This window comes from Actinopolyspora lacussalsi subsp. righensis (genome assembly GCF_900116555.1).
GTDB classification, from domain to species: domain Bacteria; phylum Actinomycetota; class Actinomycetes; order Mycobacteriales; family Pseudonocardiaceae; genus Actinopolyspora; species Actinopolyspora lacussalsi.
The window spans coordinates 172,581-191,426 of record NZ_FPAT01000008.1; the positions used below are offsets into that span (position 1 = coordinate 172,581).

Here is an 18,846-nt window from a genome sequence, read left to right on the forward strand (position 1 = left end):
GTGCTTTCGGAGGATGTAACGTGCGAGAGTTCAGCGCCCCCGCCACTGTCACGGTGGCCGCCGAGGAGAACCTCACCGACATGGTGTGGGCCAACGCCGAGCGATTCGGCGACGCGGTCGGCTTCCGTCGCAGGGTGGACGGCACCTGGGTGGATGTGACCACGGCCGAGTTCGCCGCGCAGGTGCTCGCGGTGTCCAAGGGGCTCATCGTGGCGGGTCTGCGACAGGGCGACCGAGTGGGCTTGATGTCACGAACGCGGTACGAATGGACCCTGTTCGACTTCGCGATCTGGTCGGCCGGTTGTGTGACCGTGCCCATCTACGAGACCTCCTCGGCGGACCAGATCGAGTGGATCCTGGGCGATTCCGAGGCTCGCGCCCTGATCGTGGAGACGCCCGAGCACCGCGCCGAGGTGAACACGATCATCGGCAACGTCACGGGCGTGGAACACGTCTGGCAGATCGACGGGCCGGTCGAGGAGGACCGCTCCACGGCGGTGGCGGAGCTCACCTCCTCCGGCGCGGAGATCGAGGACGAACGAGTCCACGAACGCAGGCGCTCGGTCGGCGCCGAGGACACCGCCACCCTGATCTACACCTCGGGCACGACCGGCAGGCCGAAGGGCTGCGTGCTGACGCACCGCAACATGCTCGCCGAGGTCCGTGGGGATCTCGACGCGTTCCCGCAGCTGATGCGGCCCGGGAACTCGATGTTGATGTTCCTGCCGATGGCGCACGTGCTCGCCAGGGCGATCACCATATCCAGCGTCTACGCCCGGCTGACCCTGGGGCACACCAGCGACGTGAAGGATCTGGTCAACGACCTGGGCTCGTTCCGGCCTACCTTCGTGCTGGCGGTGCCGCGGGTCTTCGAGAAGGTCTACAACACTGCCAAGCAGAAGGCGCACAGCGAGGGCAAGGGCAAGATCTTCGATGCCGCCGAGGCCACCGCGGTGGCCTACAGTCGCGCCAAGGCCGAATCCAGCGGCGGCCCGGGACTGGTGCTGCGGGCCAAGCACTTCGTGTTCGACAAGCTGGTCTACAGCAAGCTGCGTGCCTCGCTGGGAGGCCGCTGCGTCGCCGCGGTCTCGGGGGGTGCCCCGCTCGGCGAGCGGCTGACCCACTTCTACTTCGGTGTGGGAGTCCCGATCCTGGAGGGCTACGGCCTGACCGAGACCACCGCGGCGGCCGCGGTCAACGTGGAGGAGGACTACCGGATCGGCACGGTCGGCAAGCCCATCGCCGGAACCACGATCCGCATCGCCGAGGACGGTGAGGTGCTGGTCAAGGGCGACGTGGTCTTCCGGCGCTACTGGAACAACGAGGCGGCCACCGAGAACTCCCTCGAGGACGGCTGGTTCCACACCGGGGATCTCGGCTCACTGGACGAGGACGGCTTCCTGCGCATCACCGGCCGCAAGAAGGAGATCATCGTCACCGCGGGTGGCAAGAACGTGGCACCGGCCGTGCTGGAGGACCACATCCGCGCCCACCCGCTGATCAGTCAGTGCATGGTGGTGGGTGACCAGAAACCGTTCATCGGTGTGCTGGTGACGCTGGATCCGGAGTTCCTGCCCTCCTGGCTGGCCGAGCGGGGGCGTCCCACGGACACCCCGGCGAGCGACCTCGCCGAGGACCCCGAGATGCGTGCCGAGGTACAGCGGGCTGTCGACGAGGCCAACCAGGCGGTTTCCAAGGCGGAGCGGATCAAGCAGTTCCGGATCCTGCCGAGGGACTTCGCCGAGGACCGGGGAGAGATGACCCCGAGCCTGAAGGTCAAGCGCAACAAGGTCGCCGAGAACTACGCCTCGGAGATAGCCGCCATCTACTCCTGATTGATTCCCGATCGGATCGGCGGGGCGGGGCACTTCGATGACGTGCCCCGCCCCGCTTCGTCCGTCACCGAAGGGGCGGCTTCCGGGTGAGTGTGCCCGGATCAGCCCACCACGCGACGCATCCGGTTGATCGGGGCGATGTCGCCGTAGGGAACCACCTTGACCACCTGGCCGCTGGTGGGCGCGTGCACGGCCTTTCCGTTGCCCACGTACATGGAGACGTGGCTGACCGGGCTGTAGTAGAAGATGAGATCGCCCGGCTGCAGCTGTGATGCGGAGATCGGCTGCCCCACCTGTGCCTGGGCGCTGCTGGAACGCGGCAGATCCACCCCTGCCTGAGCGTAGGCCCAGTACATCAGGCCCGAGCAGTCGAACTGGCTGGGACCATCGGCCCCGTACACATAGGGCGAGCCCTGCTTGCCCAGCGCCGCCTGTACGGCGCCGGAAGCCGAGCCGGCACCACCCGCGTACTCGTAGTTCGTCTCCCCACCGCCGGTGTAGGACTGCTCCTCCTCGGCGGTCAGCTCCGCGAGCTGCTCCTCGACCTCGGCGATCCGATCCTCCATCGCCGCCTTCTTCTCGGCGATCTCGTCCTGGAGTTTCTTCGCGTCGGCCTCTGCCTTGGCCGCTTGTTCCTTGGCCTGCTGGGCACTCTTCTTGGCGGACTCGGCCTGCTGGGTGGCCTCGGAGAGTTCCGAGACCGCGTTCTGCTTGTCGCGGGCCAGTTCATCCAGGATGGACGCCCGGTCGAGGAAGGCGTCCGGCGACTCGCTCGACAGCAGCGCCGAGATCTGGTTCATCCTGGAGCCCTGGTAGACGGACTTGGTCAGTTCGTCCACCTTGCCGCGGAACCGCTCTTCCTTGGTGTGGGCCTGCTGGAGAGTCTTTTCCGCTTCGGCGGCCCTTTTCTTCGCCTTCTCCAGATCGGCGAGGCGAGCCTCGTGGTCGTCCTTGGCCCGCTTGTACTTCTCGGTGAGCTTCTCCGCCTTGCGGGAAAGCTCCTGCAACTGCTCGACCGCGTCGGACCTGTTGTCGGGAAGATCGGGGTCCGCCATGGCGGGTGCGGAGCTCACGGTGACGGCGGTGGCAACCGCCGTGGCCGTCAGTGCTCCCCGCATAGAGCGTTTGAGTGCGTGCGAGGCCACGTCGCGCATTGCTCCTTCGTCCACTCGGTCGCCCTCCGGGAGAACGCTTCCACGGCGAACGCTGGAATCCATCGGCGACGGCGGGCACGCGAGAACGACGTGCCGGCGCACCACCACGGTGCGGACCGTTCGAGCCGACGGCGCGTCCGGGAGGGTTCCCGGGCCGGCTCCCCCGACGAGCCGATCAGGCGACAACTCCGCGGAGCCGCCCGGTTTGGGCAACTGATCGCCGCGAAGTCTCGGTTAGGTTACGAGAGGTCGCCCGCACAGTCCAGAGCGGGGGGCGTAATGCGACAGAATGTGATCGATTCATCTGACCGAGTGAGATTTTGCGCCGCTGAACTTCCGGGCGGCGTCAATTTCTCGCGAAATCGCCGCGCCACCGATGCCAGCGGCACCGACTCACGTAGCGGCCCCTTTCCCGACGTCGGTGGTTGCCGTGAAGTCGGTATTCACGTGTCAGCGGTCTCGCCGCCTTCGGTGGTGTTGGTGCTGCCCGTGGGAGGGATATGGCGCAGGAGGGTGGCTGCGATGACCGCGAGGGCGATCAGCAGGACCGCGCTGAGCCCGCTTGCGGTGTTCAGACCGGCGGTGAAGGCTTCGCGAGCGGAGACGAGCAGGGTAGCGGCTTGGTCCTGGGGTAATTGCTCGGCGACGGTGAGGGCACCGTTGAGGGTGTCCCGGCTGGCCTCAGCCGCCTGGGGCGGGATATCGGCGGGCGCGGAGTCCCACATCTGGATGCGGTAGATCGCTGTGGCGAGGGTGCCCATAATCGCCACACCTAGGCCGACGCCGAGTTCGCCGCTGGTTTCCGACATCGCCGCGGCCGATCCGGCTTTGTCCGGTGGGGCCGAGCCCACGACCATGTCGGTGGTCAGTACCCCCATCGGGCTGAGTCCCAGCAGTGCGACGACGCCGGCCGCGATGAGCCACCCGAGTCCGTTGGTCCCGGTGACCTGAGTGATCAGGAGGAAACCGAGCACCGATACCAGTGCTCCACCGGCGATGGTGAAGGCCGGGCGCAGGCGGCGTGCGACAAACGGGGTCAGCAGGGAACCGGTGATCGCGGCCAGGGCCAGTGGGATCATCCACAGCCCCGCTCGGAGCGGGGCGAGTCCGGCGACCAGCTGCAAATACTGCGGGTAGAGGTAGTTGACGCCGTTGATGGCCAGAATGCCGAGCAACAGCAGGGCCAGGGCAGCGCAAAAAGCGCGGCTGCCGAACAGTCGCACGTCGACGAGTGGGTCGGCCAGCCTGCGCTGCCTGCGTATGAACACTACCCCGGCAAGGAGTCCGACCACCATCGTCGCGCTCGACGACCAGGACGGGCCGTGGGTGGGGATTTCCTTGAGGCCGTAGACGATCGGCAGCAGCGTTGCCAGGGACAGCGCAACGCTGGTCAGGTCCAGCCTGCCCGGGTTCGGGGTGCGGTGTTCGGGTAGTACCGCCGGGGCCAGCACCACCAGCAGCAGCATGACCGGCACCGCCAGGAGGAACACCGAGCCCCATCCGAAGACCGTCAGCAGGGCGCCACCGATGATCGGGCCCAGTGCTGTTCCGGCCGAGAAGGTCGTCATCCAGATCGCGATGGCGACCCCACGTTGTCGGGGATCGGGGAACATGGTGCTGATCAGAGCCAGTGTGGACGGCATCAGGGTGGCCCCTGCGACACCGAGTACGGCACGGGCGATGATCAGCATCAGCGGGGTGCTCGCGAAAGCCGCCGCCAGGGAGGCTGCGGCGAACGCGACCGCTCCGATCATCAATAGCCTGCGTCGGCCGACCCGATCGCCGAGGGTGCCCATCGTGATCAGGAAACCGGCGATCATGAACCCGTAGACATCCATGATCCACAGCAGTTGTGTGCCGCTGGGATCCAGATCTGCACTCAGGTGCGGGGCAGCCAGAAACAGCACGCTGACGTCCAGCGCCAGCACGAGCAGCGGCAGGGTGAGCACGGCCAGCCCGACCCACTCCCGTGGTGTCGCCCGCAGTGCGGGATCAGGTGCAACGGACGAGGACACGCGGCCTCCTCGAGTCACCGGCAGGCAGCAACTTGCACTTCCAGGCGATGATATTACATTACGACTCGTACCGTAATTTATATAGTAGACTGGTGCAATGACCTCCCAGTCGGATTCCGCGCCCTCGCACAGTGGCCGCCCCCGCGATCCGCAGATCGGCATGGCCGTGCTCGAGGCCACGCTGGCTGTGCTCGACGAGTCCGGCTACGGACAGCTCGCCATCGAAGAGGTCGCGCGCCGCGCGGGTACGACCAAGCCTGCGATCTACCGTCGCTGGTCGAATCGACCCCGGCTGGCCCTGGCCGCTCTGGCCACTCGACTCGGCGGCGTAGAGACCCCCGACAGCGGCTGTACCATTTGCGACCTCACCGAAGGTCTCAACGTCTTCGTCGCGGCGTTTCGCCGGATCCACCCGGACGTACTCGGCCCCCTACTGGCCGACTGCACGGCGGACTCGCGCCTGCACGACGAGTTCATGACCACGCTGTTCGATCCCCCCCGGGCCGCCGTGGCCCGGATGCTCGACCACGCCGTGGCCCGGGGCGATCTGCGAGCTGACCTCGACCGCGGCCTGATCCTGGACATGCTCGGCTCCCTGGTGCACTACCGCGCCCTGTTCGGCCACGCCCCGACCACCGAATCCGAGGTCGACCACGCCGTGGAGGCCCTCCTGCGCGGCATCGCCACCGACTATCCCGCCCTCGTCGAACACAGCCGACAACTCACCGGCGATCCACAGACCCACAACACCCACGCGTGAACCCGCGCCTGTCATACAGTGCAGGAAGTCGGATCTGGCGTATTCTGGCTCTTCCTCTTGTCAGGCCACGAGTTCCCCGGTGGTGAAGTCGACTTCTGTCAGTACGGGTTTGAACGCGCGCGGCTCGTGGTGAAGTTCCTCGGTGGTGTAGGCGCCGAAGCGGCTGATGTGGGCCAGCAGGTAGGGCTCGATCCGAGCGAGCTCGTTGGCTGTGATGGTCCACTCGCCGTTACCAGCTCGCGGACAATGTCGGCGATGTCGACTGCGTTGTGGAAGATGACCAAGTTGGCTAGCCGTAGCTAACCGGCCCTCGACCAAAAGGAATCACCATCGTGCGAGGTCAGAGTGGGTTGACGCGCTCCAGGAGCGTGGCGGACGCCACGGCGTAAGCCCCCCTCCTCCGCACCGAGGTGACCACTTCACGATCGGAGGTGGCCACCACGATCTGCCGCCCGGCGGGTTCGGCGTCGACCAGATCGCGAATCACGTCGTCGGCCTGGACGTCGGGCTCGCTGAACAGCACCCGCACCCCGCGCGGCCCCGTCCTGGGGACCGAGACGACGTTGGCACCGTCGAAGACGACGGTCACCTCGGCGCCCGATCTGGCCGCCAGCACGGCCAGCTGGTGCGCCAGCCGGTCACGCTGCTCGGCCAGCGGGATGTCCGGATAACCGGTCTTGGTGACGTTGTAACCGTCCACGACGAGATGCACCGCGGGCAGCGCCAGCAACCGGTCCAGCGCGGCGGCATCCGGCACGTCCGCCGTGACGGCGGTGTGAGCCCGAACCCCACCCACGGTTTCCGCGGGCAGTGGGCCGCCACCGGCTTGTCCGCGTCTGGTGGGCCCCAGTTCACGCCGCAGACCGGCGATCGATCCCTCCAACGTGTCCAACAACAAGGACAACCTGACCTCGTCCCCTCGTCTGGCCTCACGGGCGGACTGCTGTGCGGTCGCGGCCTCGTGGTCGGAACGCTCGGCCCTGGCACGCTCGTCGGCCGCCCTGGCCCGGTCCCGGTCCCGTTCCGCGGCGAGGTCGGCCAGTTCACGGTCCTTCTCCTCGACCACCCGCTCCAGTTCGGCGGTGAGCCGCGCCACCTCGTCCTTCTGCTCCTTCAGCCGAACGCCCTGCTGGCGCAGCCGGTTGCGCAGCCGGTCGGCATCGGAGCTGTTGTGCTGTTCGGCCGAGCGCGCGAGCCGGTTGGCCTCGTCGAGCTCGCCACGCAGCCGCTCGTTGTCGGTGGTTAGTCTCTCCGCGCGCGACACCGCGGCCTCGTGCTGCTCGCGCAGCTTCCCGTGTTCCACGCGGTGACCGATGAGCTCGACGTAGTGGGCGGCGGTGACGCTGTTGAGCAGCACGGCCGCCGTGGCCGCCCCCAGCGGGTCCGCCTGCTGCTGTTCCAGCGCCGCGGGCTGTTTCCTGCGGCACCAGTCCAGTACCGCCGCGCGGAACACCGACGAGTCCCGCATCGCCACCAGCAGATCCGACTGGCCGAGTTTGGCGCGTTTCGCGGCGGCGAACCGCATGACGGGACGCAACCGCATCGGGACGTCACCGGGGCGCATGCCGCCCAGCGCGGCAGCGGCCAGCTCGGCTATCCGACCCCGCAACGGACCGGGGAGCTCGTCCCAGTCGACGGACTGCTCCTCGTGACTCACGGTGAGGTCGTTCGCCGTCTCGGGACCCTCGTTGGCTGCTTGGGGGTCGACGTTGTCGCCCGATGTCGGCGGTATCACTCTTCCAGGCTAAGTGCTGCCCGTGCGGATGCCCGCATCCGGCGGTTTCCCGTGTCGTGTTCCGCTGCTGCCTAGGTCCCCGGCACGCACTCCGGGGCCCACCCGGCGGGAACGGAACGCTGCCACAACGTCCGCCACCTCCGGTCCTCGAAACCACACCGCTCCTCAAGCCCCGGGAACGGCCTGCCCACCGGCTCCCGCGCGGGAGGGCATACCGTCGTAGTCGATGAGCCGGTTGCCGCAGGACCCGCAGCTGTCCTTCGAGGAGCTGGGACAGCCGCTGCGGGACGTCAGTTTCGTGGTACTGGACCTGGAGACCACGGGCGGTCGCGGTTCCTCGGACGAGATCACCGAGATCGCGGCGGTCAAGGTGCGTGGTGGGGAAACCGTCGGCGAGTTCTCCACCCTGGTCAATCCCGGGCGGCCTATCCCGCCCGGCATCGTGTCCATCACCGGCATCACCGACGAGATGGTCGCCGAGGCACCCGCTGTCACCTCGGTGCTTCCCTCCTTTCTGGAGTTCTGCGCGGGAAGCACACTGGTGGCCCACAACGCGAGCTTCGACACCGGATTCCTCCGGGCCGCGTGCGAACGCGCTGAACTGCACTGGCCCAAACCACCGGTGGTGTGCACGGTCCGGTTGTCCCGTCGGGTGCTCTCCCGCGAGGAGACACCGAATCACAAGCTCGCGACGCTCGCCCACGTGCTCGGCGCGCGAACCGCGCCGCGACACCGCGCACTGGACGACGCGCGGGCCACGGTGGACGTGTTGCACGCCCTGCTGGAGCGGGTCGGCACACACCACGTGTACTCACTCGAGGACCTGCTCGACTTCCTACCGGAAGTGACCGCGCGGCAACGGCGCAACCGCACGCTGGCCGAGGGGCTGCCGGACACACCCGGTGTTTACCTCTTCCGCGGCCCGAACGAGGAGGTGCTCTACATCGGTACCGCCACGAACCTGCGCAGACGGGTGCGCCAGTACTTCACGGCGGGAGAACGACGCGGCCGGATCCGCGAAATGGTCGCGCTGGCACACCGGGTCGAGCACGTGGAGTGCGCGCACGCGCTGGAAGCCGAGGTTCGGGAGCTGCGGCTGCTGGAGGCGCACCAGCCGCGCTACAACCGGCGATCCAAGTTCCCACGAGCGGTCTGGTGGGTCTCGCTGACCGATGAGGTGTTCCCCCGGCTGACCATCACCCGAAAACCGAGGCCCGCCGCACTGGGTCCGTTTCGCGGCAGGAACACGGCCAAGAACGCGGTGGAGGCACTGCAGGACGCCACACGGTTGCGCGGCTGCACCGACCGCATTCCGGTGGCGGGATCCCGGCAGCACCCCTGTGCCGCCTACGAGATGGGGCGCTGCGGGGCTCCGTGTGTCGGCCACGAGGGGGTGGCCGAGTACGAGGCACACGTGGTGCCGGTACGGGAGGTGCTGTCCGGCAGCGGCGACTCCGCGCTGCGACGGCTGCGGGCGACGATCGGGGAACTCGCCGAGGAACAGCGCTTCGAGGACGCGGCGACGCATCGGGACAGGTTGGTCGAGCTCGTCCGGGCCCTGGACCGCGGGCAGCGACTGGCCGCGCTGGCGGCGATACCGGAACTCGTGGCGGCACGGCCGGACGGCTCCGGTGGCTGGCTGTTCGCGGTGGTGCGGCACGGCAGGCTGGCCTCGGCCGGAACGGCTCCGCGCGGGACCGCGCCCATGCCGGTAGTGGACCGACTCCAGGCCGCGGCCCAGACCGTGTTGCCGGGGTCGGGCCCGCTGCGCGACGCCCCGGTGGACGAGCTGGGGGCGGTGTACCGCTGGCTCACCGCCGAGGACTCCCGCATGGTGCGCTGCGATGTCCCCTGGGCCGAACCAGCCGGTGCCGCGGGAAGCTGGCGTGAGTGGGCGAAAGCGGCAGCGACGGCGCGTACCCCCTACGAGGGTGCGGACTGACCCGAACTCAGGCGTCCTATTCGGACAGATCACCGCTGGTGACCACTCGCGTCGGACGCAGGGAGACCGCCAGCTGGCCGGGGCCCGCGATCTTGCCCGCCACTCGCTCCACTTTGCCCTCGGCCACGTAACGGGCGGCGACAGCGGTGGCGACCCGGAGTACCTCACCGTGTTCCGCCGTGGTATCGGCGGTGCCCTGAACCTGCACGAAGGTACGGCCGCTCTGCTCGTCGACGCACATCGTCAGCCGCGGATCCCGCGCTATGGCCGTCCCCTTGGCACTGTCGGCGGCGGTGTTGAACACGATCCGGTCGCCGTCCACGGCGAACCACACCGGCACCACCAGCGGCCTGCCGTCGGCACCCAGGTAACCGACCTTGCCGGTACGTCCCCCTTCGTCGAGGAAGGAGCGAACTCTGCCCGAAGTGATCGTCGTCATGATTCCCACGGTAGTGCCGCGGCACGGCTCGGGCACGCCGCACGGCGGGTCCGAACAAGACGGGTCCGGACAGGACGGGTCCGGACGAGAAACGTCCCGGGGGTGTGGGAACCACCCCCGGGACGGGTACTCACGGATTCAACGCCGCGAGCTCACTCCTCCGGTTCGCGAGCCTTGCCACCGACGAGCTCGCCCCGCTCGGATTCCTCGGACTCCACGGACTCCTCCTCCGAGGTGACCGCGTGCTCCTTGGCCCGAGCGTGCTCCAGCGCGGCGGTCTCGACCGAGGGGTCCGGCTTGAGCCAGCCGCCCTCGACGGGCTTGCCCGCGGCACCGAGCTTGTTCATCTTCTTCGGCACCGGCGCACCCTGGTACTCCAGCTCCTCCGGGTGGCCGTGGTCGTCCACCGGACCGAGCGGCTGGTGCACCTCGACGAACTCACCGTGCGGCAGCCGCTTGATGATGCCGGTCTCGATGCCGTGCTCCAGCACCTGGCGGTCGGACTTCTGCAGCCCGATACAGATGCGGTAGGTGATGAAGTAGACGATGGGTGGAGCGATCAACAGCCCGATCCTGCCGATCCAGGTCATCGCGTTCAACGAGATGTCGAACATGAACGCGACGATGTCGTTGACACCCGAGATCATCAGGACCGAGAAGAACGTCAGCGCCATCATGCCCAGGCTGGTACGCACCGGAACGTCACGGGGACGCTGCAACAGGTTGTGGTGCGCCTCGTCCCCGCTGAGCTTGCGCTCGATGAGCGGATAGGCGAGCGCCACGGTGAATATCATCCCCATGAACAGCACCGTCGGGAAGAACACCGCGGGGATCGTGTACTCGCCCCACAGATAGACCTCCCAGGCCGGCCACAGTCGGCTGGAACCGTCGGTCCAGATCATGTACCAGTCGGGCTGCGAGGCCGCCGAGACCTGCGAGGCGTTGTACGGCCCCAGGTGCCAGATCGGGTTGATCTGGAGAATGCCGCCCATGATGGCGGTCACACCGGTGACGACGGCGAAGAAGCTGCCCGCCTTGGTCGCGAACACCGGCAGGATCCGCACGCCGACGACGTTGGTCTCCTTGCGGCGCACCCCGGGGAACTGGGTGTGCTTCTGGTACCAGACCAGCGCCAGGTGCACCGCGATCAACCCGAGGATGATCCCGGGCAGCAGGAAGATGTGCATCATGTAGAAGCGCGGGATCAGCTCGGTGCCGGGGAACTCCCCGCCGAACAGGACCCAGTGGATCCAGGTACCGACGACGGGGATGGACATGGTGATCCCCGAGGCGATCCGCACACCGGTGCCGGACAGCAGGTCGTCCGGCAGCGAGTAGCCGGTGAAACCCTCGAACATGCCGAGGATGAACAGCAGGATGCCGATCATCCAGTTGGTCTCCCTGGGGCGCCGGAAAGCGCCGGTGAAGAAGATCCGCAGCATGTGGGCCACGATCGAGGCCATGAACAGCAGCGCGGCCCAGTGGTGCACCTGCCTGGCGAACATTCCGCCACGCACCTCGAAGGAGATGTCCAGTGTGCTGGCGAACGCCCGGGACATCTCGATGCCGCGCAGGTTGGTGTAGGCCCCCTGGTACTGCACCTCGGCCATCGACGGGTCGAAGAAGAACGCCAGGTAGGTACCGGTCAGCAGCAGCAGGATGAAGGTGTAGAGCGCCACCTCGCCGAGCAGGAACGACCAGTGCGTCGGGAACACCTTGTTGATCTGCCGACGAAGGCCCGGCGCTACCTGGAACCGTTTGTCGACCTCGTCGGCCTGCTGACCGGCGGCACGCTGCAACGCACCTTCCGACTTGGTCGGGGTAGTGATCGAACTCATGAATTCCGCTCCCAGTAAGCCGGGCCGATCGGCTCGATGAAGTCGCTTCGCGCCACGAAGTACCCTTCCTCGTCCACGGTGATCGGCAGCTGCGGCAGCGCCCGTGTCGCCGGCCCGAAAACAGGCTTGGCGTAGCTGTTGGCCACGTCGAACTGCGACTGGTGGCAGGGGCAGAGCAGCCGGCCGGTTTGCGCCTCGTACAACGAGGTGGGACAGCCCAGGTGGGTACAGATCTTCGAGTAGGCGTAGTAGTCGCCGTAGTTGAAGTCTTCCTGGCCCTTGCGCTCCACCGGCGAGTCACCCGGCCGCAACCGGATCAACATGGTCGGGTTGTCGGAACGACGCAACGCGTGCAGCAGCGCTTCCTCATTGTGCCGTTCGGACTCGCGGAACGGGAAGACCGTCTCGAAACCGCCCGGCGAGAGGTCCTGCGGGCGCACCAGGGAGATGTCGTGCGGATCGCCGGTGTTGCGCCGCAGGTAGACCTTCTCGTCGTTGGTCTGCAACCAGCCGGTGTGTTGCAGCGAGTCCGCACCGGTCTCCGCCCAGGGGTTCTTGACCATGCCGCCGAGCACGAGCACCCCGGTTCCCAGCCCGAAGGCACCCGCGCCGAAACCCGCGGTCCGCTTGATCATGGAACGACGCGCGATGGTGCTGCGGTTTCCCGCGTCCGCGAGCTCCGCGACGGTGGTCTGCCGGTCCAGTTCGGAGGAACCGTGCCCGTCGTGTCGCTGCTGCACCGCCGTTTCGTGCGGCATGAACTTCTTGGAGTACAGGATGGCGCCGATACCCACCGCCAGGATCGACAACCCGAGGAAGAAACCGATCAACGGGTTGTACAGCGAGTACAGGAAGTGTCCCCGCTCGTCGACCAGCGGATTGACGTAGCGCCAGGGCCAGAAGATGAACACGCCGATGAAGGCCAGTGCCGACAGCCCGGCCAGGGAGAACCAGGCCGCCACGGCGCGCTCGGCGCGCCGCTCGGCGCGGGTTCCCTTGACCGGCCACGGGTCCGGGTACTCGACGAGCTCGACGTCGTCCTGGGCCAGTCCGAGCCGGACCTTCTCGTCCCTGCTCATCTCCGCGAGTTCGGCGTCCGTCGGGTTGGCGCCCCGGTTCCCGGCCGCTTGCTCGCCGGAGGTGTGTTCCTCGTCGTGCTGTCCGCTGCTGTGTTCGCTCATATCCCGCTCACTCATGCCCTGGCTCCGATCCACAGCGTGAGGCCGACGAGACTACCCAGCCCGATGACCCAGACCACGACCGTCTCCGGGCCGGGCCCGTAACCGCCGAGCGCGTTGCCGCCGGGGTTGTTGTTGCCGTCGGTCACCGACTTCACGTAGGCGATGATGTCCTTCTTCTCGTCGGGTGTGAGCTGGCGCTCGGAGAACTTGGGCATGTTCTCCGGACCGGTCTCCATCGCCTCGTAGATCTGCTGCTCGGACGCGGCATCCAGGTTCGGGGCGTACTTGCCCGATGAAAGCGCGATACCGCGTCCGGTGAAGTTGTGACAGGAAGCGCAGTTCAGCCGGAACAACTCCGCACCGCGTGCGGGGTCGTCCCCCTGGAGCTGCTCGCCCGTTTCCGCCGGTTGCTCGGGTCCGCCGCCGACGGACTGCGCGTACGCGGCCAGTGCCTGGATCTCCTGCTCGGAGTACTTCGGAGGCTTGCGCTGTGCCTGTGCCTCCTGCCGCATCAGCGGCATCCGACCACTGGAGACCTGGAAGTGCACGGCCGCACCACCGACACCGATCAGGCTGGGGCCCCGATCCTCAACGCCCTGCAGGTTCTCGCCGTGGCAAGTGATGCAGGCATTGTTGTAGAGCTCCTTACCCTGCCTGATCAGTGCCGGGTCCTCGGCCGCGGTGGCGGTCTGCGGCTCGGGGAGCAGCAGGCTGTACAGGCCGCCCGCAGCCACCAAGGCGATCCCGAGCGCCAGCACACCCGAAAGCCGTCGCCGGAACTTGGAACCCGCGCGGTTGCGTTTCTTGTTGGTGGTCATGAGTGCGCAAAACCCTTGCTGTCATGTTCGGGGTGGTTCAGCGGCAACAACATCACGCTTGACTTCTCGCCTAGCTGCCTACCCATGGCTCTGTCGCGACATACTCGCCGCCGCGTCACGGCACCAGGTAGATGACCATGAACAGGCCGATCCACACGATGTCGACGAAGTGCCAGTAGTACGACACGACGATCGATGCCACCGCCTGGGCCGGTGTGAACTTGCTCATCCTGGTACGGATCATCAGGATCACGAAGGCGACCAGTCCGCCGATCACGTGCAGACCGTGGAAGCCCGTGGTCATGTAGAACACCGTGCCGAACGCCGAGCTGGCCATCGTGGTGTGGTGCTCGGTGATCAGCGTGTGGTACTCACCCGCCTGGCCCAGCACGAAGATGGTGCCCATGGCGAGCGTGAGCATGTACCAGCGGCGAAGGCCGTAGACGTCACCGCGCTCCGCCGCGAACACACCCCACTGGCAGGTGAACGAAGAAGCCACCAGAATCACAGTGAAGGGTAGGGCGTAGGCCACGTTGAGTTCGGAGGGCGGCGGCGGCCAGGGTCCCTCGTGCTGGGCCTTCACCGTGAAGAACATGGCGAAGAGCCCGGCGAAGAACATCAGCTCGCTGGCCAACCAAACGATGGTGCCCACGCTGACCATGTTCGGTCGGTTCAGCGAGTGCACGCGTTGACTGATTGAGGGCGCTGCCGTTGTCACGCGACGCATTATGTCGCGGACGATTTCGGGACGCCCGGTCGGGTCCGCCGCAGCCCCGTTCGCCTACTACGAGATCGACGGGAGGTTACCGCGCGTGAGCATCCGCGGTGGTCTGTCCCGACTGTTGCGCACGTGGCGCGGCAGCCGGGAACCGGCATGGCCCACTCCGGACGATCCGGAGCTGACGGTGGTGGTGGAAGCGATCGACGAGACGGAGTCGGCCTCCACGGTATTGGCCCGTTCACCTGCATGGATCCCGGAATATCCCGCCGTGCTGCGCTACCGGATCGCGGTCGGTCCCGCCGCCGTGCCCGAACTCCGCGAGCCCCTCGAGGCCGAGGGCTGGCTACTGCGCACCGAAACGGCGACACCAGGTTCGGGCGACGCGTCCACCTCGGAGTCCACGGTTCTCGTCGCGCAGTGTGTTCGCCGGATAGATACGATGACATGCGCCAGAGAGAGCTCCCGGATGGTGGGACTGGCGCAGCGACACGGCGGCCACCTGGCCGGATGGCAGGCGCTGCAGCTGCCGAACGGGAGTGATCGATCACGTCAGTGAGGTGTATTACCCTCCGGAGCGGCGTTACGGATACGATACGAGCACTCGTGACTACCCGACACGAACCTCCCCGTCCGTGCGGGCCGCACCGGCAGCCAAGGAGTGCCCATGAGCACATCGACGAGCAACGTCCTCGTGTTCAGCCACCGTCAGGAAGTCCGTGAGGCGATCATCACAGCCATCGGGCGTCGCCCCTCCCCCGATATCCGAAGCGTGCACTACATTGAGGTATCGACGGTGGCCGAAGTGATCGGCGAGGTGGACGCGGGCAACGTGGATCTCCTGATTCTCGACGGTGAGGCGCAGCCCACCGGAGGTATGGGAGTGTCGCGGCAGCTGAAGAACGAGCTCGCCTCCTGCCCGCCGACGGTGGTCACCGTACGACGCAAGGACGACCGGTGGCTGGCAACCTGGTCCCAGGCGGACGCGGTACTGGTCCACCCGCTCGACCCGTTGACGGCGGCCGAGTCGGTGGCCGAGGTGCTGCGCGCCCACGCCCTGCCCACCGCCGGCGGCTGATACGGACTTTCGAGGACGCCACGTGCAGACAGCGACAACGACCTGGCCCGACCTGCTGAACCGGCTCGTCTCCCACGAGGATCTCTCGGTCGCCGAGACCTCCTGGGCCATGGACCAGGTCATGACCGGCGAAGCCACTCCAGCCAGGGTCGCGGCGTTCGCGGTCGCGCTGCGCGCCAAGGGCGAGAGCTCTTCCGAGATCATCGGAATGGCCGACACGATGCTCTCGCACGCACGGCAGCTCGACATCTCCACTCGTGCCGTCGACGTGGTGGGAACCGGCGGCGATCGTGCCGGCACGGTGAACATCTCCACGATGACCTCGATCGTGCTGGCCGCGTGCGGCAACGCTGTGGTCAAGCACGGTAATCGCGCGGCCTCGTCGAAGTGCGGCACCGCCGACGTGCTCGAAGAGCTCGGAGTGGCGATCGACCTGCCGCCCGAGGGTGTCGAGCGATGTGTGACGGAACTGGGGATCGGATTCTGCTTCGCGGGGCTGTTCCACCCCGCCTTCAAGCACACCTCCGCTCCCCGGCGGGAGATCGGCATTCCCACCGCGTTCAACGTGCTCGGCCCGCTGACCAATCCGGCTCGCCCGACCAGTGGTCTGATCGGGTGCGCGGACCGCAGGCTGGCACCGGTCATGGCCGAGGTGTTCGCCCGACGGGGCCACTCGGTACTGCTGGTCAGCGGGGACGACGGGATGGACGAGATCACCACGACGACGACCAGCACTGCCTGGGTCATCGGTGAGGGCACCGTCCGGGGGGAGCGGATCGACCCCACCGCGTTGGGCCTGTCGTTGACCGAGCCCGAACAGCTGCAGGGGGGCGACGCGACGGTGAACGCCGGAGTGGTCCGCGATCTGCTGAACGGAACCCGAGGGCCGGTGCGGGACGCGGTGCTGCTGAACACCGCGGGGGCGATCGCCGCCTACGAAGGGCCCATCACCGATCTGAACGGAAAGCTGGCCGACGGTATCGAGCGCGCTGCCGAGGCCATCGACTCCGGCGCCGCCGCACGGCTGCTCGACTCCTGGACGGAACTCTCCGGAAAACTGCGGGAGCACGCCTGAGCACGAACGAATCCGTCCCCCGACAGCATTATCCCGACGAGACCGGCTGCTCCGATCGGCTGGTCGTGGCACAGCTGAGCGATCCACACCTGGACGGCGGCGAGCACAGCGCTGTTCGTGCTCTGTGACTCCACGGTTCCCCGCGATAGCGGCGATGTTGTGGGGACACGCGCACACCTCGGTACGGCGTCGATTTCTCGCGAAATCGCCGCGCCCCACCCGATGTCGGGGCGCCCGCGACGAGAGCCGCACGAACGGTTCCGCCACGCGACCGGTCCGGCAAACCGACCGGAAGAGTTCGGCTCAGGACTCCAGGCCGATGGAAAAGGCGTCCTCGGAGTCCTGCTTCGAGTACGACCGGAACGCGATGTGGGTGTCGGTGTCCACCACTCCGTCGACCTTGTTGATCGCGCCCGGCACGATCTCGGCGATCCGCTCGTGCTCGGACGCACGGATCACGGCGATCAGATCCACGTCGCCCGCACAGGAGTAGACCTCGGTGACACCGTCGATGTCGGCGATCTCCTGCGCGGCCTCCGTCAGGCGATCAGCGGCGGTTTGGATCAGCACGAACGCGGTAATCACGGTTGCGGACCTCCTACGGCGGCGGCTCGGCTCCCTCGCGTCGGCCGGACGTGAGGGAGCGTACTCGGGCTCACTCGTGGTTGGGGCCGGTGTGGTACTCGAAGACGAGCCCGGAGACGGTGATCAGTACCGCGCCCGCGCTGAGCACGATCATCCAGACGTGGCCGAAGGCCAGGGCCACACCGGTCAGGGCCGAGGCAGCCGCCAGCCCGAAGGGCCAGTAGCTGCCGGGGCTGAAGAACCCGAGGTCACCGGCACCGTCACTGATCTCGGCCTCCTCACGGTCCTCCGGACGCAACTCGATGCGACGAGCGACGAACTGGAAGTAGCTGCCGATCAGCAGTGACAGCGCACCGACCAGGATCAGCGCCACCGTCCCCACCGGTTCCTTGGCCCAGAGCCCGTAGACCAGGGCCGACAGGAAGAAGAAGAAGGTAATGATGTTGAAGATCTTGGCTTCGACCCTCATGGAGTCCTCACTCTCACCCCGTACGCCGCGTCCGGCGCACTCGTGTGACCTGGTTTCCCGTCGACACCGTCAGTTACCCGCGCCGACGGCCTGACCATCCTGCCGCGGACTCGAGCTCTGCCGGTCCGGATCGAACGGGATGGTCGTCACCGAGTTCGGGTTGCAGAGCTCACCGCAGTCCATCTCGGTCAACGCCTCGGCCGTGGTGTAGGGCTGGCCCGTGCTCGGGTTCACCTGCGTACGCAGGTCCATGAAGCGCTCGAACTTGTCCGGTGAGAGCGCACGCACCTCGAAGTTCATCATCGAGTGGTAGGTACCGCACAGTTCGGCGCAGCGTCCGACGAACGATCCCTCACGGTCGATCGTGTTCTGGAAGACGTTGTCCTGGTTGTTCTTGTCCGGGTGCGGGAAAGTGTCCCGCTTGAAGTGGAACTTGGGGACGAAGAACGAGTGGATGACGTCCTTGGAGCTGAGCCGGTACTCGACGTTGGAGTCGGTCGGCAACACCAACAGCGGCGTCCAGTCGGTGGTGCCGACGGTGTTGACCGCTTCACCGTTCGGGGTGGTGTAACCCGGGTAGCGGAACTCCCAGTTCCACTGGAACGAGATCACGTCGACGGCGACGTCCGGCTCCTCCTCGGCCTGCACCTCCTGCTGCGTCGTGGCAGTGAAGTAGAACAGCACGACGACCATCACGAAGGGGATGACCGTGTATATGATCTCGAGCGGGTTGTTGTACTGGAACTGACGAGGCAGCTCGTCACTCTTCTTGCGGTGGAAAGCCACCGTCCAGAAGATCAGTCCCCATACGAGCACACCAACCGCGAGAGCCGCGATCACCGACCAGGTCCAGAGCTGGCGCATCGACTCGGCGTCACTGGTGACACCGGTGGGCCAGCCGAACCGCAGGACCTGGTCAGGGGAGCAGCCCGTGGCCACGACACACACCAAGCCGACCAGTCCACCGACCTTGACCAGCCGTGGCACTCGGGTCCCGTCCTTCAGGGCCACTGCGCGACGCCTCCTCCATGTGAAACTCACCGGCACGGCGCTGGCGTTGATCCCCGCCTCGTGTTCGGGACGGAAGATCGGCCGCCGGAATACTGTAGCGACCCTAGCCCAGTAGTAGCCGCGATACTGCTCCGGGGTCACGACACCGCCCGAATCATGGTCGTGCCCGTGACCGAAGATCACCAGTCAGTCA

General features: G+C 67.0%; 17 protein-coding genes and 1 pseudogene. 6 read left to right on the forward strand and 12 right to left on the reverse strand.

Annotation, left to right across the window (positions count from 1 at the left end; all coding sequences use genetic code 11):
• Positions 1-20: 20 nt before the first annotated feature.
• Positions 21-1,835 (forward strand): AMP-dependent synthetase/ligase, encoded by a 1,815-nt coding sequence (locus BM394_RS15595; RefSeq protein ID WP_092979253.1) that lies wholly within the window; start codon positions 21-23, stop codon positions 1,833-1,835.
• A gap of 101 nt (positions 1,836-1,936) precedes the next feature.
• Here the strand turns inward: BM394_RS15595 and BM394_RS15600 are convergent, their stop codons facing one another.
• Both BM394_RS15600 and BM394_RS15605 read right to left on the reverse strand, forming a co-directional pair.
• Positions 1,937-3,004 (reverse strand): C40 family peptidase, encoded by a 1,068-nt coding sequence (locus tag BM394_RS15600; protein WP_245780230.1) that lies wholly within the window; start codon positions 3,002-3,004, stop codon positions 1,937-1,939.
• Positions 3,005-3,432: 428 nt separating this feature from the next.
• Positions 3,433-5,004, reverse strand: a complete 1,572-nt coding sequence (locus BM394_RS15605) for an MFS transporter (RefSeq protein WP_245780231.1) — start codon at positions 5,002-5,004, stop codon at positions 3,433-3,435.
• A gap of 97 nt (positions 5,005-5,101) precedes the next feature.
• On the opposite strand from BM394_RS15605, the gene BM394_RS15610 reads away from it, so the two are divergent.
• Positions 5,102-5,764 (forward strand): TetR/AcrR family transcriptional regulator, encoded by a 663-nt coding sequence (locus tag BM394_RS15610; RefSeq protein ID WP_092979258.1) that lies wholly within the window; start codon positions 5,102-5,104, stop codon positions 5,762-5,764.
• Between the two features lie 60 nt (positions 5,765-5,824).
• Here the strand turns inward: BM394_RS15610 and BM394_RS23945 are convergent.
• Positions 5,825-6,057: pseudogene (locus BM394_RS23945) on the reverse strand (Tn3 family transposase); the annotation flags it as partial.
• 47 nt (positions 6,058-6,104) lie between these two features.
• Positions 6,105-7,496, reverse strand: a complete 1,392-nt coding sequence (locus BM394_RS15620; RefSeq protein ID WP_425427665.1) for an NYN domain-containing protein — start codon at positions 7,494-7,496, stop codon at positions 6,105-6,107.
• Positions 7,497-7,725: 229 nt separating this feature from the next.
• On the opposite strand from BM394_RS15620, the gene BM394_RS15625 reads away from it, so the two are divergent.
• Positions 7,726-9,441 carry a DEDD exonuclease domain-containing protein gene (locus tag BM394_RS15625; RefSeq protein ID WP_092979262.1) on the forward strand — a complete coding sequence of 572 codons (1,716 nt, stop codon included), beginning with the start codon at positions 7,726-7,728 and terminating at the stop codon, positions 9,439-9,441.
• A gap of 16 nt (positions 9,442-9,457) precedes the next feature.
• Here the strand turns inward: BM394_RS15625 and BM394_RS15630 are convergent, their stop codons facing one another.
• From BM394_RS15630 to ctaE, 5 genes are all read right to left on the reverse strand, one after another.
• Positions 9,458-9,880, reverse strand: a complete 423-nt coding sequence (locus tag BM394_RS15630; protein WP_092979267.1) for a PPOX class F420-dependent oxidoreductase — start codon at positions 9,878-9,880, stop codon at positions 9,458-9,460.
• 152 nt (positions 9,881-10,032) lie between these two features.
• On the reverse strand, positions 10,033-11,718 hold the full coding sequence (gene qcrB / locus BM394_RS15635) for a cytochrome bc1 complex cytochrome b subunit (protein WP_092979271.1): 1,686 nt from the start codon (positions 11,716-11,718) through the stop codon (positions 10,033-10,035).
• Positions 11,715-12,899 (reverse strand): cytochrome bc1 complex Rieske iron-sulfur subunit, encoded by a 1,185-nt coding sequence (qcrA, locus tag BM394_RS15640; protein WP_092979273.1) that lies wholly within the window; start codon positions 12,897-12,899, stop codon positions 11,715-11,717. The genes qcrB and qcrA overlap by 4 nt, the downstream gene beginning before the upstream one ends.
• Before the next feature lie 11 nt (positions 12,900-12,910).
• Positions 12,911-13,717 (reverse strand): cytochrome bc1 complex diheme cytochrome c subunit, encoded by an 807-nt coding sequence (gene qcrC, locus BM394_RS15645; RefSeq protein WP_092979275.1) that lies wholly within the window; start codon positions 13,715-13,717, stop codon positions 12,911-12,913.
• 115 nt (positions 13,718-13,832) lie between these two features.
• Positions 13,833-14,444, reverse strand: coding sequence for an aa3-type cytochrome oxidase subunit III (ctaE, locus tag BM394_RS15650; RefSeq protein ID WP_092979277.1), 612 nt, complete (start codon positions 14,442-14,444; stop codon positions 13,833-13,835).
• Positions 14,445-14,529: 85 nt separating this feature from the next.
• On the opposite strand from ctaE, the gene BM394_RS15655 reads away from it, so the two are divergent.
• The 3 genes from BM394_RS15655 (at position 14,530) to trpD (ending at position 16,588) form a co-directional block, all read left to right on the forward strand.
• Positions 14,530-14,994, forward strand: a complete 465-nt coding sequence (locus BM394_RS15655; protein ID WP_217643531.1) for a hypothetical protein — start codon at positions 14,530-14,532, stop codon at positions 14,992-14,994.
• 108 nt (positions 14,995-15,102) lie between these two features.
• Positions 15,103-15,513, forward strand: coding sequence for a hypothetical protein (locus BM394_RS15660; protein WP_092979279.1), 411 nt, complete (start codon positions 15,103-15,105; stop codon positions 15,511-15,513).
• A 22-nt stretch (positions 15,514-15,535) separates the two neighbouring features.
• Entirely contained in the window at positions 15,536-16,588 is a 1,053-nt protein-coding gene (gene trpD / locus BM394_RS15665) for an anthranilate phosphoribosyltransferase (protein ID WP_092979281.1), read from the forward strand.
• 303 nt (positions 16,589-16,891) lie between these two features.
• Here the strand turns inward: trpD and BM394_RS15670 are convergent, their stop codons facing one another.
• From BM394_RS15670 to ctaC, 3 genes are all read right to left on the reverse strand, one after another.
• Entirely contained in the window at positions 16,892-17,173 is a 282-nt protein-coding gene (locus BM394_RS15670) for an Lrp/AsnC family transcriptional regulator (protein WP_092979283.1), read from the reverse strand.
• A 70-nt stretch (positions 17,174-17,243) separates the two neighbouring features.
• Positions 17,244-17,642: a cytochrome c oxidase subunit 4 gene (locus tag BM394_RS15675; RefSeq protein ID WP_092628695.1), complete on the reverse strand. Its 399-nt coding sequence runs from the start codon at positions 17,640-17,642 to the stop codon at positions 17,244-17,246.
• A gap of 69 nt (positions 17,643-17,711) precedes the next feature.
• Positions 17,712-18,653: an aa3-type cytochrome oxidase subunit II gene (gene ctaC / locus BM394_RS15680; RefSeq protein WP_092979287.1), complete on the reverse strand. Its 942-nt coding sequence runs from the start codon at positions 18,651-18,653 to the stop codon at positions 17,712-17,714.
• Positions 18,654-18,846: the final 193 nt, after the last annotated feature.

Coding starts and splice junctions, on each gene's coding strand:
- qcrA (WP_092979273.1), bottom strand. CDS start 12,899: ATGAGCGAACACAGCAGCGGACAGCACGACGAGGAACACACCTCCGGC.
- BM394_RS15625 (WP_092979262.1), top strand. CDS start 7,726: ATGAGCCGGTTGCCGCAGGACCCGCAGCTGTCCTTCGAGGAGCTGGGA.
- BM394_RS15630 (WP_092979267.1), bottom strand. CDS start 9,880: ATGACGACGATCACTTCGGGCAGAGTTCGCTCCTTCCTCGACGAAGGG.
- BM394_RS15675 (WP_092628695.1), bottom strand. CDS start 17,642: ATGAGGGTCGAAGCCAAGATCTTCAACATCATTACCTTCTTCTTCTTC.
- qcrC (WP_092979275.1), bottom strand. CDS start 13,717: ATGACCACCAACAAGAAACGCAACCGCGCGGGTTCCAAGTTCCGGCGA.
- qcrB (WP_092979271.1), bottom strand. CDS start 11,718: ATGAGTTCGATCACTACCCCGACCAAGTCGGAAGGTGCGTTGCAGCGT.
- BM394_RS15660 (WP_092979279.1), top strand. CDS start 15,103: ATGAGCACATCGACGAGCAACGTCCTCGTGTTCAGCCACCGTCAGGAA.
- ctaE (WP_092979277.1), bottom strand. CDS start 14,444: ATGCGTCGCGTGACAACGGCAGCGCCCTCAATCAGTCAACGCGTGCAC.
- BM394_RS15610 (WP_092979258.1), top strand. CDS start 5,102: ATGACCTCCCAGTCGGATTCCGCGCCCTCGCACAGTGGCCGCCCCCGC.